Here is a 15911-nt window from a genome sequence, read left to right as displayed (position 1 = left end):
TGTAACGGAGATCATAAAATCACCACTAATAATTGACACAAATCAAAAATGTCGACATTTTATATATAAAGCGACATTAATCGCATTCATCAACACAGTGTCATTACAAGGAAGCCCCCAAGATGTCTAACATTGCTACCGCCGATTTTGTTAATCACCAGTACCAGGGTTTTAGCCTGGCACCCTCTGCCCAGTCTGAGCGCCTGCTGGAGCTGCGCTTTGACGAGCACACCGTGAACGCCTACCTGAAGGCCACTGCCGAATGGCCGGTGCAAGCGCTGGAATACAAGTCTTTTCTGCGCTTTCGGGTTGCCCAGATCCTGAACGATTTGTGTGGTCAGGCACTGCAGCCGCTGCTGGTAAATACCTTGGTGGACCGCAACACAGGTGGCCTGCTGATCACCCCGGAAGGTCTGGACAAGGTTGAGCAGGCCGAAGACATGGTCAAATTCACCACTGCGGTTGCCCATCTGTTCGGCCGCTCCAATTTCGATGCCATGAGCGGTCAGTACTACGCCCGCTTTGTGGTACAGAACAAGGATGCCTCCGACAGCTACCTGCGTCAGGCGCACAGAGTGATGGAGCTGCACAACGACGGTACCTTTGTGGAGCAGGACACCGACTATGTGCTGATGCTGAAAATTGATGAGCAGAATATGGAAGGCGGTAACTCTTTGCTGCTGCACCTGGACGACTGGGAGCACCTGGACCGCTTCTATGCCGATCCTATGGCTCGCCGCGTGATGCGCTGGGCAGCACCACCCAGCAAGAACACCACCAAGGATGTGTTCCACGCCGTGTTCGATACCGATCGTAGTGGCAAGCCCATCATGTCTTACATTGACCAGTTTGTGCAGCCCAAGAACTATGAAGAAGGCGTCTGGCTGGCCGAGCTGTCTGAAGCGCTGGAAACCAGTGCTCACCGGCTGTCGGTGCGCGTGCCTACCGGTTCATTTTTGCTGATCAACAACCATTTCTGGCTGCACGGCCGTGACAAGTTTACTGCCCACGACGGCCTGCGCCGTGAGCTGATGCGTCAGCGGGGTTACTTTACTCACGCCAAAACCCTGAAAAATCCACGCCAGGGCTAAAGCCATTGACAGAGTGCCGACGGCACCCTGATATTAAAAACAATGATTTAAGACCGCCGGGGCCGCCCCGGCGTTGTCTTCTCTAACAAAGAGTGAGCAGCACAGTGTTTGATTTTATTATTATCGGTGGCGGTATCGTCGGCATGTCTACCGCCTGGCAGCTGAAAAAAACCTACCCCGACAGCAAAATGTTGCTGGTAGAAAAGGAAAGTGGCCCGGCCCGGCACCAGACCGGTCATAACAGCGGTGTTATCCATGCCGGTGTTTACTACACACCAGGCAGCCTGAAGGCAAAATTCTGCCTTGAGGGTAACCGCGCTACCAAGGCGTTCTGCCGTGAGCATGACATTCCCTTTGATGAGTGCGGCAAGTTGCTGGTAGCCACCAACGAGCTGGAAATGGAGCGCATGAAGGCGCTGTGGGACAGAAGCGAAGCCAATGGTCTGGAGCGCTACTGGCTGAATGCCGACGAGCTCAAGGAGCGCGAACCCAACATTACCGGCGTGGGCGGCATTTTTGTGCCGTCCAGCGGCATTGTGGATTACAAGAAAGTGACCGCGGCCATGGGCAAGGAGTTTGAGCGGCTGGGTGGCGAAATTCGTTACAGCACAGAAGTAACCGGCCTGAAGGAAGAAGCCGAGCAGGTGGTGGTGCAAACCAGCCAGGGTGATTTTCAGGGTAAATTCCTAGTGTCCTGCTCCGGCCTGATGGCCGACAGAGTAGTGCGCATGCTGGGCCTGCAGCCCGAATTCAAGATTTGTCCCTTCCGTGGTGAGTATTATTTGCTCAAGCCTGAGCATAATCAGATTGTAAACCACCTGATCTATCCGATTCCGGATCCGAACATGCCCTTCCTGGGCGTGCACCTGACCCGCATGATCGACGGCACCGTTACCGTGGGCCCCAATGCGGTGCTGGCGTTCAAACGCGAAGGTTATAACAAACGGGATATTTCCCTTAGCGATACTCTTGAGATGCTCACTTATCCGGGCATTCTTAAAGTACTGATGAAAAACCTGAAACCCGGCCTGACCGAGATGAAAAATTCCATCAACAAGGCCGGCTATCTGGAACTGGTACGCAAATACTGCCCCAGCCTGGCACTGAGTGACCTTACCCCCTATCCGGCAGGTATTCGCGCTCAGGCTGTATCCAAAGACGGCAACCTGGTAGACGACTTTTTGTTTGTAAATACCAGACGCACCCTGAATGTATGTAATGCACCGTCGCCGGCAGCCACTTCTGCCATTCCTATTGGCGGCTATATTGTTGATAAAATAAAAGCGCAGGTAGAACTGCCGGTTGCAGCTGTTTGATGATATTCCGGTAATAAAAAAGGGCAGACCCATGGTCTGCCCAAAAAACACTGCCGAGGTTTAGTCCCTCTCAACCCGTATTGCAAATCAATCAGAAACGATAACCCAGACCCACCATCAGACCAATGGGATCAATTTCGGTTTTAAAGGTTCCAAGGTCGGTTTTTACATCGGTATCAATATCCATATACCAGACAGAGCCGTTAACAAACAGGTTATCCGTCACCTTCATATCCAGACCGGCTTGTGCAGCTACACCCCAGGAATCGTCCAGATCAACAGGAGAGCCAGCAGCTGCCAGTGCGCCTCTCGCTTCTTCATCAAAGAAAACGGTATAGTTCACACCCAGACCTACATAAGGACGCACCTTGCTCTGGGCATTACCAAAGTAATACTGAGCCATCAGGCTGGGTGGCAGGTGCTTGATCTTTGCTACTTCGCCAAGTCCCTGAGTACTGACAGAGTGAGAAAACGGAGTTGCGGCCAACAGTTCCACACCCCAGTTATCGGTAACCATATAAGAAAAGGTCAGACCGAGCTGAGTATTAGTATTAGGGTCAAGGTTACCTGTACCCAGTACATTGTCACCGCTACTGTTAGGAGACACAGTCACAGCACCGCCACGAACCAGAATATCACCGGCCTGGTGAGCAAAGGCAGCGGAAGGGGCCATCAGGGCGGCAGCGACCAGAAGAGCAACTTTTTTCATATTCTGTCCTTAATATGTTTATCAAGATGTTTTCGACTGAGAGCAGTTTGCCCGAACTGCTACGGAACTTTTTTGATTTAACGCAAACTAAGGGCGGTTTTCGCCTCAAGCCACGGAACTTTTCCTTACAGAAAAAATAGCCATGAGCGCTACTGGTCAAATCTGAATTCTTAGGGTATATCTTTAGTCATTGAATACAGGCAGCGCTTTTTGGGCGTTGCCTGATTTTTTTGGTTGGAGGTTAATATGGCTCAATTGCCGCCTGTAACAATTTCTACTCTCGATCTTGCCCGACTTGAGGCGCTGCTCGACAAACAACCCGACTCGGATGCAGTGCGCCGGCTGGAAAACGAGCTGGAACGGGCGACTATCGTCACCCCTCAGGAGATGCCGGATAATATTGTCACCATGAACTCGGTGATCCGTTTCAGTATGGCAGGAAGTGATGAAACCTTTACCAAGACTCTCTGCTTTCCGCGCGACATGGATGGCAGCAAAGACAAAATCTCAGTGCTGGCACCCATTGGTACCGCTCTGCTTGGTTTGTCTGTGGGCCAATGCATTGAATGGCCCGGTCCCAACGGCAGGCCGCTGACAGTTACCATTACCGATGTGGAGTATCAGCCCGAGCGGGCCGGAGATTATCAGTCATAAAACGAAAAAAGGCGCTTTCATGCGCCTTTTTTCGTTTGCTGACTTCACGCTTCTCTGGCATTGATATTGCGTACAGGGCCCGGTCACTGCATGCTTGATCCCTGATTTTTCCGTCATACTCATTACAATATGAATGCTTTGGCCAACAGCCTGCTGTTTTCCCTGTCAATTACCGGTCCTATCTGCCTGTTATTACTGCTTGGCTTCTTTCTGCGTCGCACGCAGATGATGAATGAAGGCTTTATCGATGGGGCCAGCAAGCTGGTTTTTAACATCACACTGCCGGTGCTGCTGTTCACCAGTATTGTCAGTGCCGACATCAGTAAGATGGCCAGCCCGGGACTGATTGTATATGGTTTTGCCGCTACCTTACTGATATTCCTGCTACTGGAGTTGCTGGCCACCCGCCTGACACCCAAAAGATCATTGCGTGGCATTCTGGTACAAGGAGCTTTTCGTGCCAATATGGGCATAGTGGGGCTGGCTTATGTCAACAATGCCTATGGCAGCCAGGGCGTTGCCGCCATGGCGTTTTATGTGGCCTGTCTGACCATACTGTTTAATATTCTGGCGGTGATAACCCTGAGCCGCAGTCTGAATACCGGTGACGCAGTACGCCCCGCCGCCATTATGCTTGGCATTGTTAAAAATCCGTTGATTATTGGTATTGTTGCCGCCCTGCCCTTTGCTCTTAGCAGCTGGCAACTGCCAGATATCTTCATGAAAACCGGCGCATCACTGGCTCAAATGACACTACCGCTTGCACTGCTATGTACCGGAGCCAGCCTCAGTCTGAAATCCGGCAGAGAAGACACCGGCCTGTTGCCTGTGATTACATTGCTGCGGCTGATACTGGTGCCGGGATTTATTACCCTGGGAGGCTGGGCAATAGGATTCAGAGATGCCGAGCTGGTAATGCTGTTTTTGATCAACGCGTCACCTACCGCCGCCGCCAGTTACGTTATGGTCCGGGCCATGGGTGGCAACGCCGTGCTGGCAGCCAACATTATTGCAGTCACCACTCTGGGATCTCTGCTGACCACCAGTCTGGGTGCAACTCTGCTCAGCACCCTGGGAGAATTTTGATGCAACGGGAAAAAGCCCTGACCCTGGATGCACTGAGAGTGCTTGACGCCATTGAACGCAGAGGCAGCTTTGCCGCTGCTGCCGATGAGCTGGGCAAGGTACCCTCTGCACTCAGCTATACCATTCAGAAACTGGAAGACGAGCTGGATTTAACCCTGTTTGATCGTTCAGGCCACAAAACCCGCTTTACGCCAGTAGGACGTTTGTTACTGGAACAGGGACGCCATCTGTTACAGGCATCCAGTCAGCTGGTAGAAAGTGCTCAGGCCCTGGAGCGGGGCTGGGAAACCAGTCTGACCGTAGCAGTTGACGGCATTCTGCCCTGTCATCACCTGTTTCCGGCGCTCGAAGCCCTGCTGCAACAGACTGATACCGATATCCGCTTGTCTCATGAGATTCTGGCTGGCAGCTGGGAAGCACTGGAAACTGGCAGGGCTGATCTGGCGATTGCTGCGCTACAACATGATCTGCCGGTACATAGCAGCATTAAAACGCAGCAGCTCTATCAGGAAAGCTTTATTTACGTTGCTCACCCTGCTCATCCCATTCATCAGGAAAGGGCCCCGCTTAGTGACGAAACGCTGCAGAAATATCGCGCTATTGCCGTGGCTGACACGGCACGCAATAAGCCTGCACTCACTTATCATTTATTCAGCAAGCAGTCGCGCCTGACCGTCAGCACCATGCAAGACAAGATAAGTGCGCTCAGGGCCGGGCTGGGGATCTCGACCCTGCCTCTGAGCTGGCTTGAAGATATGTTGGAGCAAGGAGAGCTGAAAGCGGTGGCAGGCATAGCACCACAAAGTGCCAATGTGGTACTGGCCTGGCGCAGAGATGCCATGGGCAAGGCCAAGAGCTGGCTCATTCGCCAGCTGCCGGCCCTGCTGGAAAGAAAGGAAACGTCAGCGGCCTCGTGACGGCAGGACTGCCTGTATTCTCCTTACCAGAGCGTCCATCAGTCCGGTCTGCAACAACCAGGCCAGCCCAAAGGCCGCCACGGCAAAGGCACCCACATAAATATCGGTAAACCAGTGCGCCCCGCCCATCACACGAGGCGCAGAGAACACCACCACAAATAAACAACCCCAGAGGCCGGCTTTCCAGGACAGAAAACGCCAGGCGAAAGCGGTAAAGATCATCAGCATCAGACCGTGATCACCGGGAAAGCTGTCACCGGAGGAATCCTTGGTCTTGAACGGTGCCAGCTCGGTCAGCCTGAGCACGTTGTCAAAGGTCAGGGTCGGGCTGGGGCGCTCCACCGGAATGGCGCGTCCCAGCTGGTTTAGCCCGACTGCGGTCAGCAGCATGCATACGCCGATGATCACCAGCCGCCGGCGCTGTTCCGAGTCTCCCTTACGATAGAAGCTGTAATACACAGCGCCCATGGCAAGCAGCGCCACGCCATCAAAGGCCCGGTTGTTGAGTGCCGCGATCAGGTTAACCCATGTCTGGCTCTCTCCCAGCTTGTGGTTAAAGAAATAAAACACCGCCTTGTCGAGCCCGAACCAGAAACCGTGGTTCGGCAGCCAGAACCAGCTGCCCAGCACGGCAAACGCCGCCAGGTTCCAGAACACCAGTTTGTTGTAATTGATAGACATGAGTCCCCCTTGAAACAAGGCGAGCATTGTACGGAATTTTACGCAAGCAGGGCAGCCCTGAAAGGTACCCGCAACCGTGTTTGAAGGCTGAGGTGCGCAGCACCGACCTCATCCAGCAAGTCCGGCGCAGCCGGAAATGAAAAAAGCCCCGACCGTAAGGTTAGGGCTTTTGTATGATGGCGGAGCGGACGGGACTCGAACCCGCGACCCCCGGCGTGACAGGCCGTGCCAGTCAGATAATCTTAATATACACCATTCTACATAAAGCGTAAGTCTTTGTTATAAAAAGATTTGACATCGATGTCCAGTTTCGCGGATTTTGCATCAATCAAGATCTACCTCGTGGTCACGGTCACAAAAACCACACAAATTTAGATGCAAGATTTGATCTACATGAGTCCGCCGCGCACAGTATAAATCATGACCAAATGAGTGGGGAATACCGTGCCGGCGATAGTAAAAGTGCGTTCATCAGACCGTGTAGAGCTTCATCCTGCCGCCCGGGCAGCATATGAATGGTGCACCATTTACCCCCGCTGGGTTAACGCATCTGTCTTGCCAGAGCCCTTGATCTCGGAACTCAGCCGGGAAACTCTCCATGCAGTAATACTGGGAGAGGAAGAGGATGACACTTCGAAAAAGAAGAAGTCGCCGCGCACGTTTCAGCTGTTCGCCCCACTATGGCCAGTGCTTATTTGGCCATCACACAGGCCCCCCAACGGCACTCAATTGATTTCCTACCTTGAGCATCACATAACTACCTCGGAGATAGAAAAAGCAGCCTGGCGTTCGGTGATATCTTCTTTAATACAGTCAGTAGATCCGGATCGCCTGTCAGAGATCAGAGATACGCTGGCTGCTCATATGTCCGCGGATTTGCATCAAGAGTTATTGGGCGCAGACAAGCTCACAGACCGCATGCTCTCAGCATGGACAGGCAGAGCTCACAATACACTGATGACTCAGCGCAAGCAGCGGCGACGTCGGGAACAAAAAAACAGAGCCAGCATCCCCAGCTCAACATCCGATGTGATTACAGAACTCAGCAAGCTGTGGAGTCCGCCAGATGACTGAGCTGAGCCCATTCGCCGCCCGGCGGGGATATCTCAGTAAAATCATTGCCCCACCGTCACTACCAACAGCTCACCGGAAAATCGTCTTTCTGCGCTTTGCGCAAGTGTGCTCTCCCATGCTGATTCAGTTTCAGCAGCACCTGCCGCTGTTTTCCGACCATATGGAACAGCGCTTACAGGCACTGGCTCAATGGCCCATGCCTGACACCGGCACTTATCAGCAGACTTTTGACTGGATAAAAAATCAGAAACTGCTGACGGAAGCACCCTATGCAGCGGCGCTATGCGCCCCCTTGCACACAGTAGAGGATGTCGAAAAGTTTGAAGAATGGCTTGGGGTGATCCTGCTGTGCTGCTGTCAGGTGCATATTCTGGGACACCAAGATTCAGGTATTGAGTCCGCCTTGCGGGAAGTCCGACAAATCGCTACCAGCGCCAAGCATGCGCCGTTACTGCAGTTTCTGCCAAGAACGACCAGCACCGACTCTCTAATCGATCTCGGCGAAGAGCTGGAAGTACTTAAGCTGAAATATCCGAACTATAAGCTGGATAAGGAGCGAGGCTATCTGTCCGTCGTCATCCGTAATGCAGCGCATCAGATCGAGGGCATTGTTCGCAAGCGCAGGGTAAACCTGACCTTCGAGCGACCAGAAATCATCACTACGGTCCCCTTGGAGCCTGCAGATGAATCAGGTTTTGATGTTCAGCTACTTCAGCTCACACCGGAAACGCCAGATAGTCAGCAGGCCGATGAGCCAGCCCGAATTACTCCTGGCAACACGCTAAGGGTTAAAGATCCATTAAGACGCAAGAAAGCACTGGTTGTGAAAGCCATACAAGGCCAGCGTCTGGCAGAGCAGCTCTCCAGCCGTCAGCAATCGCTGCCATGCAGTTACAATCAAGCCAGCGAGTGGGACATTCAACATCTGGTGCTGCATTGCCTGAAGCAGCTAAAGGAGCAAGATGTGCTGGCCGGCTGGATGCTGCTGGCCCTGGTTACGGGGCGGGATCCCGCCTGGCTTCATGCACGGGCCAATCAGGAGCAATTGCTGGAGATAGTCGATAATCATCCATCTATTCGGCTTACTCATCACGTTCCGGCAAGCAGTCAGCCAAATGAGCTGAACCCGATACTGCCGGCAGTATCGGATTACTTTTTCCGTCCCCTGCCCATCCAGCTGCACGACTGGGTTAAACGATTTTATCCATCCATGAGCGCTCCGACTCCCAGCGAAATACGAGAGTGGCTGAAACCGATAAATGAGGTACACAAAACCAGGCTGACGCCAGGTCTGATAGTGCGATATCTGGAACACTGGTTACTGAATCAGGGGGCGGACAGGGCTATCATTGCCCTGCTTCGCGGTGAATCACACAAGTCCCGTCCCGCGTTGTCATACAGTCACCTGTCTCAAGGTGATGCGCTCGAGCATCACACCCGGTACGTAAATGCCATTTTTGCCATGGCTGAACAAAGCCCGGGTCTCCCGGTTCGAGCTCAAAAAAACAATAACCTGGGCAGCCGGTTATATGTGCCATCAGAGATACTGCAACATATCTTCATCATGCTGGCAGACGCCATCGAGCCCGAAGCTGACATCAGGGCCTTTCATAATCGCTATGTCTATTACGTCTGGGCGCTGCTGACTTTCTCGACGGGTCATCGAGATGTGACCGCCCCGATGGGCAAACTGAGTGATTTCAATCCCTACCAGCGCACCTGGTGGATCTCGGATAAGGAAAGAAGGCATGGTCTGTCAGCCAGAACGCTGGTGATCCCTGCTACCGCCGCCAGGCAGGTGGAGTTCTACCTGGAGCATCTGCGCCAGCTAAGTATTTATAGCCGCTTTCAGGCTCCGGATCTTGCAGCGCGTTGCCAGCAGGCGCTGGATGGTACGGGTAACCTGCTGTTTGCATTTGAGGACAGACAAGGTAGTCAGGAGCCTGCAGATTTCACTCCGTCCTTGCTGGCAAAGCTGCCAGCGCCTTGCCTGCCCTGGGCCAAAAACTGGGCTCGTCACCACCTGAGATCAGAATTGGCAAAACAGAAAGTTAACCCAGAGCTCATCGACTCCTGGATGGGTCACGAGGAGATTGGAGAAGAAGCTATGGGGCGGCACAGTTTCGTCAGCATGGGAGAATGTCGCGAGCTGGCAGAAGTGATTGAATCCGTACTAAAAAAACATCAGATTAAGGCGCTTCCCGGATGGACAATCCGCTGATCCTTCCTCCATCCCAGCCGGCACTGATGACCATGCTGGGACGAGAACATCGTCAGGCCAAGCGTCAACAGCGGGATGCGCAGATCCTGCGTGCTGCTATGGCCATTTTCAGAAAGCATCTGCCAAGCATGCTGCAAATCCCACCTATTGATACTGACTTTGATAAGGCCTGGCCGCAAATCGATACACTGTTACAGCAGGAGCTGAAGAGTGAAGGGGCTTACCGGTACGCCTACAGCTTTATCTGCAAACAACTGGAAATCGGTAATCGTCAGGGGATTTGGTCGGTACAGGTACCGGATCCTTACATCACATTACGTCGCCGCCGGCCTTCCCGTACCTTGCGCTGGCAGCACAGCTCCCACCTGATTGCTGAAGCCGAACATCACTGGCTTGAGCGTTTGCAGGAAGATACAAATGATCCTGATGTATTGTTTGCACGGCTGTTACTGTCGATGGTGCTCTATGGTGGCCTCGGCCGACCGGCACTCTGGCCTGCACTGGCTCAGGCACTACACCAGCCTCGTCCGCTGAGGGGCAATAATGAAGCTTGCTGGCTGGTGCTGGAGCCTGCACCTGGCCGAGGCCAGCCCAGCAACTTATATGTAGATGATCCAGGCACCAACGAGCGGTTACCTCATTGCGAAGTGCTTTATGCGCCTGATCCGATCAGCCTGGGACTATTGAGGCAGTTTCTGAAACACAAACCCAGAGACTGGCAACCGCCGATTACTCCGGAGCAGTGCCTGTTCTTACTAAAGCAAGAGCTTGGCATTCACTGCTCGCTCACTCAGCTCGCCACCGGCGGGATAACAGTGGCAGAGCACCTCGACGGCGTATCACTGCCACAGGTGTTGGTTGAATACGCCACCGGCAGACAACCCAGCGCCAGCTTGCCATACGACTACTGGCAGCGGTTGTTACGCCCGGCTCTGCTCACCTGTAATGAGCAGGATTTTCATCGTTTTACCCGCTTCCCGAAACTCACTCCCCGGCCAGTCGGCAAGCCGGTTGGGCGACGCTCGCAGCCTTACCTGCTGACCCGATTACGAGAAGTGTTTCAGCAAGACCGAGCCCGTCCCAAAAGCAAACGCGCCGTCATTGAAGAACTGGAGGTGATCAGTAATGAAAGACTTCTGTTGCCCGAGGCAACGCTGGTTAACTGGCTGATCAATCACCTTGCAGAGCGTGACAATGCCGTCTCGAGCGCAAAGCGTTATTTTGATGCCATTGCGGCCGACTGGCTAATGGCCACCGATGAAGAGGATCTGCTCAGCTACAGTGGGGAGGAATTTCACGATCTGTATTTGAGCCTGCTGAACCGGCCTCGTAAACAGCAGGCACGAGAGTATCAGGCAGGGCGCCTGGAAGATCTGCATGTGTTTGGCGTACAACAACTCGGCTTTCCTCCGTTACCAGAGCCCCTGATACTAGGCACCGATAGCGTCGTTCATGTCAGTGCAGCAGTTGTGGACGAACCACTTTTTGGTGGCTTGCTGAAACAGTTCCAATGCTTTGGCAATCTCGATCCCCACCTGCAACGAACGTATATCTGCTTTCTCATCATGGCCTACCGTACCGGGCTGAGACCGGGTGAACTGGCCAAGCTGCGTTTGAGTGACATTGAGCCATCCCCAACCGGCTGGTTATTCATCAGGAACAACCGGTATGGCAACAATAAAACCGAAGCCGGACTACGCAAAGTCCCCCTGTTTCCTTTACTAACCGCTGAAGAAGCCGATGTGGTTCGTCATTACCTGAGCGAGCAGCGCATTAAAAGCAAAAGTGACAATGAGCTGTTCTTTCACCAAACAGCTGAAAACAAATTTGAGCAACTGGATATCACTCCGCTTTCGCTGGCGGTGAGCACCCTATTGAAAGATCTGAGCGGAGGTCTCTACTTCCGCCTCTACCATCTGCGACACAGTGCGCTTTCGCGCCTGCAACTGCTGCTGCACACCGATCAACTGCGTCTGCCGACCTGCGTGGATGCACTGCTTCCCTATGACGATGCCAAGCGCCAGGAGATCCGTACCCTCATTACAGGGCACGGACGTTTGCGAGACAGGTACCATGCACTGGCGGCCTTTGCTGGCCACAGCAGCCCCGAAATCAGCCTCAGTACCTACCTGCATTTCACCGATCTGCTGCTGGGGCTGTATCTGCAGCAACACCGCCGCGAACTCACCAGCCATCAGGCACAAGTGCTGCTCGGTTTACGGCCCCACCGTATCCGTCTGCGTCACAGGGGAAAACAAGTCATTACGCCGGCCAACACGGCTGGCTTTTTATGCAAGCGACTGAATCGCTATATTCGACCCGCTACCTCGCCCAGAGCCTCTTGCGCCGCCAGCATTAACGCATCATTACAACCAGTAAAACAACGCCAATACGAACCCATGCTGGCGGTGCTGAGCAAAATTCAGGCCGGCTATGATCACCGGGAAATCGCCTGGTTTTATCAGCTGAGTACCGAACAGATAGAAGAGTGGCATCAAAGCGCCCTGGCATTACGAGCACTGACCACCGAAAAGCAACTTCCACGGCTGTTCCCCCGCAGTCGACGACACCAACTGCTGCCCCCCGAGCCGGTGGGTGTGGCAGAAAAACGTGATGTGGCCAAAGCGCTGGCTGGCTGCAGAAAACTCTATCAGTCTCCTCAGGAGCGGGAAAAATTGGACTGGCTGATCCGCTATACCCTGACTCATTGCAACAGCTCACGATCGGGTGTGCGCTTTGACGATGCGGAGACCTTTCGCCGCTACATGACCATTGCTTCCCAGCTGTTTGACTGGCCGCGCTGGCAGTTACAGTTACGGTACACCGACAGAGATATCATTAAAAACTGGCATTGTGGCCCATTGAACATTCAGCCGTATCCCATGAAGCAAAAAGCCCGCTTTGAACAAGGCTCAGGCTGGCTGATCCTGCGACATCAGGAGGAAGCCGACCGCAAAGAGGCCAGCAAAGCAGGATATTCATCCCACAGTCTGCGTATAGTGCTGCACCGGCTTGCGATTATTCTCTTTTCCGCTGAGGAAATCGCAGCTTGGCAAGAAGAAGCCGAACGGGCCAGTTGACCACCACAAAGTGCGTTATCCGAAGCAATTATTTGGACTGCTCATTTACTGAGCCGATTAGCCTTGCATTTGGCCCAGCCCTACTCCACAAGCTCAAAAATCCCCCAAATCTTTGTTGCCAGTTGCCTAAGTTCACATTCTGACCGATATTTTCCCGCAAAGCAGAGCAAACTTAATAGACTCAATTGAATTATCATCCTGACACGTCAGAATGGAACGAAAAGACATAGAGCCGAAATCAGGGCAGTTGCCTTCAGGGTCAGGCAATCGTGTGGTTGTTGTTCACGAGTTGACAGCAACGCGACGATCACCTGTTAGCCAGATAGGAGAACCAGTCTCTTCCCCTGGTCCATCCCATCGTGGCTCCCGCCTAATAGCTGACTTCAATTAAAAAGGTGAATACATGATATGCCGCAATTCGAGAGATGAATATGTTCAATATATAGAGGAGTGGTCGATAGAGCCTGAACAGTTCTCTGAAGAACAAAAAAAATTTCTTTTCAAATTGAATACTCAGCTATCTGACATTGAAAAGGAAATAGGCAGCGAAGTGGCAAGACTAAGAAAAGATTGTCAGAAAAAATTAAATAACCCAAACGACTGGGTAAATGATTATGAGCTAGAGTGTGTTGTTACATTTGTTTTAAGCAATGAAGATCAATACTTTAGTGATGAAGATGATAATATCATAGTAGAGCTATGTGCCTCCGGCAAGCATATGGGAAAGCATAAAAGAGAAATTTGGAATATTGCTGACAATGTAAATCACAATAAATTTCAGCTCTATGATCACCCCTTGAAACATGAACATCACTGTTGGCTATATTATTGCCTGTACGATCGCACTGAATTGGGTTGGGCTAATATATTCAGAATTGGCTCCATCTGGATTGATGTAAAGGTTGAATATCAAACCATATTAAAGGTCACAGACTAAAAACACTTAAAAAAAGCTCAATAGAAGTCAACTTAACTCTGTAGAAAAATAAAAACAGGCAGATTTTTAGTCTGCCCGTTCCTCTCCTCCCCATAACTCCCTACCCCAGCCGTTTGTACCACTGCTGATCCCGTGGACAGCGGGCATACCAGAAGTGCGCCGGTACCCGGGCAAAAGCATTTTTCCAATTGCTGACCTCAGCCGACAGTCGGTCGCACATGCGCACAATATTGGCCACTTGGTAGGGATCGGCATACTGTCCAACCTTAATCGAGAGGCAGGCACTCAGCGCTTCAAATACCTTGGGCGAAGCTAGCCGCAGCTGCTCCAGCTGCTGCCCCAGCACCAGGAAATTAAATGATTCATGTTGCCCACAGATACCGGCATTCTCGTTGTAATACAGCCGAATTTTGCCGATGTCGTGCAGCAACCCGCCAACAAAAGCCACCCAGATGCTGTTTTTGCCCAAACCATACTGGCTGCAGAGCATGGCTGCGGTCATGGCCACTTCATGGCTATGGGCCAGTAGACCACCGCGCTGATCGTGATGATGCCGGTGGCTGGCCCGGCTTTGGCAAAAAGGAGCCATGATGGCGTCATTAGACAGAATATCCAGCAAGAAATTCTGCAACACCTTATCGTCAATTACCGCCAGCATGCTCCACACATCCATCAGCAATGACTGTTCCGGCTCGGGCAGCCAGGCCAGCTGACGCTCCACTTGCTGCCGGCCGACCACAGCCGGCAGCGTCTGCACCGAACCAAGCTGACATTGTTCATCCTGGCCGTTCAGTTCAGCCAGCACCCACTGGCCCTCGGGACATACGCCCTGCATCTGCCAGGGGAACAGCAACAGGGAGCAGTGCCACGCCGGCGCGCTGAACTGCCATGACGCCAGCGCGCCATCGTCAAACAACTGGCTGGCCCACAGTAGTTGGGGCCGTTGATGTGTCATTACCATGGGATTCATGCTTCATCCTCCAGTTCAAACTCTTCATCCAGCAGTGACTCAAAGGCTGCACCGTCCCGGCCCACCAGGTTAGGGATATAGCGGGAATAGACCCGGAAAAGCATGCTGGTGTTGGCATGACCTAGCTGGCGAGCAATCCACTCCGGGCTTTCACCAGCGGCCAGCCACAGAGTGGCTGCCGTGTGTCGGGTCTGGTACGGGTTGCGTTTGGGCAGCTCCAGCCATTCCAGCAGGGGGTACCACACCCGGCGAGTGACGTTACGGTGATTCAGCGGCTGGCCGTTGCGGGCGCAGAATACATAAGTGCTTTTCTCGCCGGTCTGCTCCCACTGTTCAAACAGAGCGTCATACACCCGCTGGGACATGGCGATGCTGCGGTAAGAGCTGCTGGTTTTGGTTTTCTCCAGCTTGCCCCGTACCAGCGCCTGATGGATGTGGATTTTGCGCGCCGCAAAGTCCACGTTGTCCCAGGTCAGGCCGTCAATTTCGCCGGTGCGCATGCCGGTAAAAAAGCGCACCGTGTAATAAGGCCGAAAGTCCGGTCGCACCCGTGACAAAATCAGTTGCACCTCCTCCAGGGTAAAAGGCTGCACTTCGGCCCGGGGCATGGGCAGCGCCTTGATGTTGCGCCAGGGGCTCTCATACTCAAACCGCTCAGCCGCCTCATTCACGATCATGCGCAGAGCCGTCATGATGTGGTTAATACGTGACGGTGACAGCCGCTTGCCGGTAACGGCATTCGCCTGACACAGCTTCATGCGTAACGCCAGAATGTCACTTTTGGTAATGGCACCCATGGCCATTTCGCCAAACGCCGGCACCAGATGGCAGCGCAAAATGCCTTCAACGGTTTCATACTGACTGTCGCGCCACTCCACCCGCTTTTCGTCCAGCCACTGGCCGGCAAAACTGGCGAAGTCCATTTCACCGCCCACCGCCTTTTGGCGGATCAGTACCTCCAGTTGCCGGAATTGCTCCACCTTGGGGCTGTTGGGAAAATGATGGCCATAGTCAAAGGTGCCGGCCCGGATCTGTTGCTCAATCAGTGCCAGCACCTTACCGAGCTTTTTACGGTTGGCCGGCGTATCAGCCAGTTTGGTCTGCTCCCGGCAGCGCTTGCCACGGAAGCGAAAATCGAGATAAAGGCGGCCGTCACGGCCGTTCACTGCACCCAT

12 protein-coding genes are annotated in these 15911 nt (G+C 53.1%); 8 read left to right on the top strand and 4 right to left on the bottom strand.

All coding sequences use genetic code 11. From position 1 onward, the window contains the following. The first annotated feature begins 122 nt into the window (after positions 1–122). Entirely contained in the window at positions 123–1091 is a 969-nt protein-coding gene (glaH, locus tag G364_RS0114245) for a glutarate dioxygenase GlaH (RefSeq protein ID WP_019935821.1), read from the top strand. A gap of 104 nt (positions 1092–1195) precedes the next feature. Continuing rightward, positions 1196–2407 (top strand): L-2-hydroxyglutarate oxidase, encoded by a 1212-nt coding sequence (lhgO, locus tag G364_RS0114240; RefSeq protein WP_019935820.1) that lies wholly within the window; start codon positions 1196–1198, stop codon positions 2405–2407. Between the two features lie 91 nt (positions 2408–2498). Here the strand turns inward: lhgO and G364_RS0114235 are convergent, their stop codons facing one another. Further along, on the bottom strand, positions 2499–3116 hold the full coding sequence (locus G364_RS0114235; protein ID WP_019935819.1) for an OmpW family outer membrane protein: 618 nt from the start codon (positions 3114–3116) through the stop codon (positions 2499–2501). A 246-nt stretch (positions 3117–3362) separates the two neighbouring features. On the opposite strand from G364_RS0114235, the gene rnk reads away from it, so the two are divergent. The 3 genes from rnk (at position 3363) to G364_RS0114220 (ending at position 5773) form a co-directional block, all read left to right on the top strand. Next, a complete protein-coding gene (gene rnk, locus G364_RS0114230; RefSeq protein WP_019935818.1) occupies positions 3363–3770 on the top strand; it encodes a nucleoside diphosphate kinase regulator in 408 nt (135 codons plus the stop codon). Positions 3771–3899: 129 nt separating this feature from the next. After that, the gene (locus G364_RS0114225) at positions 3900–4856 is read left to right on the top strand and encodes an AEC family transporter (protein WP_019935817.1); all 957 of its coding nucleotides are present in this window, start codon (positions 3900–3902) and stop codon (positions 4854–4856) included. Next, positions 4856–5773, top strand: coding sequence for a LysR family transcriptional regulator (locus G364_RS0114220; RefSeq protein ID WP_019935816.1), 918 nt, complete (start codon positions 4856–4858; stop codon positions 5771–5773). Before G364_RS0114225 ends, G364_RS0114220 begins: the two co-directional genes overlap by 1 nt. On the opposite strand, the gene G364_RS0114215 is transcribed toward G364_RS0114220, so the two are convergent. After that, positions 5759–6454 (bottom strand): phosphatase PAP2 family protein, encoded by a 696-nt coding sequence (locus G364_RS0114215; RefSeq protein ID WP_019935815.1) that lies wholly within the window; start codon positions 6452–6454, stop codon positions 5759–5761. The genes G364_RS0114220 and G364_RS0114215 overlap by 15 nt on opposite strands. Positions 6455–7643: 1189 nt before the next feature. On the opposite strand from G364_RS0114215, the gene G364_RS0114210 reads away from it, so the two are divergent. The 3 genes from G364_RS0114210 to G364_RS0114200 all read left to right on the top strand — a co-directional run bounded on the left by G364_RS0114210 (position 7644) and on the right by G364_RS0114200 (position 13766). After that, entirely contained in the window at positions 7644–9749 is a 2106-nt protein-coding gene (locus tag G364_RS0114210; protein WP_019935814.1) for a hypothetical protein, read from the top strand. Continuing rightward, complete coding sequence (locus G364_RS0114205; RefSeq protein ID WP_019935813.1) at positions 9734–12829, top strand: tyrosine-type recombinase/integrase; 3096 nt, start codon at positions 9734–9736, stop codon at positions 12827–12829. Before G364_RS0114210 ends, G364_RS0114205 begins: the two co-directional genes overlap by 16 nt. A 403-nt stretch (positions 12830–13232) precedes the next feature. Beyond that, positions 13233–13766: a hypothetical protein gene (locus G364_RS0114200; RefSeq protein WP_019935812.1), complete on the top strand. Its 534-nt coding sequence runs from the start codon at positions 13233–13235 to the stop codon at positions 13764–13766. A 100-nt stretch (positions 13767–13866) separates the two neighbouring features. Here G364_RS0114200 and G364_RS0114195 read toward each other — a convergent pair whose 3' ends face one another. Continuing rightward, complete coding sequence (locus tag G364_RS0114195) at positions 13867–14736, bottom strand: TraI domain-containing protein (protein ID WP_019935811.1); 870 nt, start codon at positions 14734–14736, stop codon at positions 13867–13869. Further along, positions 14733–15911 (bottom strand): site-specific integrase, encoded by a 1179-nt coding sequence (locus G364_RS0114190; protein WP_019935810.1) that lies wholly within the window; start codon positions 15909–15911, stop codon positions 14733–14735. The genes G364_RS0114195 and G364_RS0114190 overlap by 4 nt, the downstream gene beginning before the upstream one ends.

It is taken from the genome of Oceanimonas smirnovii ATCC BAA-899, from assembly GCF_000381965.1.
Lineage (GTDB): Bacteria > Pseudomonadota > Gammaproteobacteria > Enterobacterales > Aeromonadaceae > Oceanimonas > Oceanimonas smirnovii.
The sequence above is the reverse complement of the archived record's forward strand: the minus strand, read 5'-3'. Positions and strand labels throughout refer to the sequence as shown.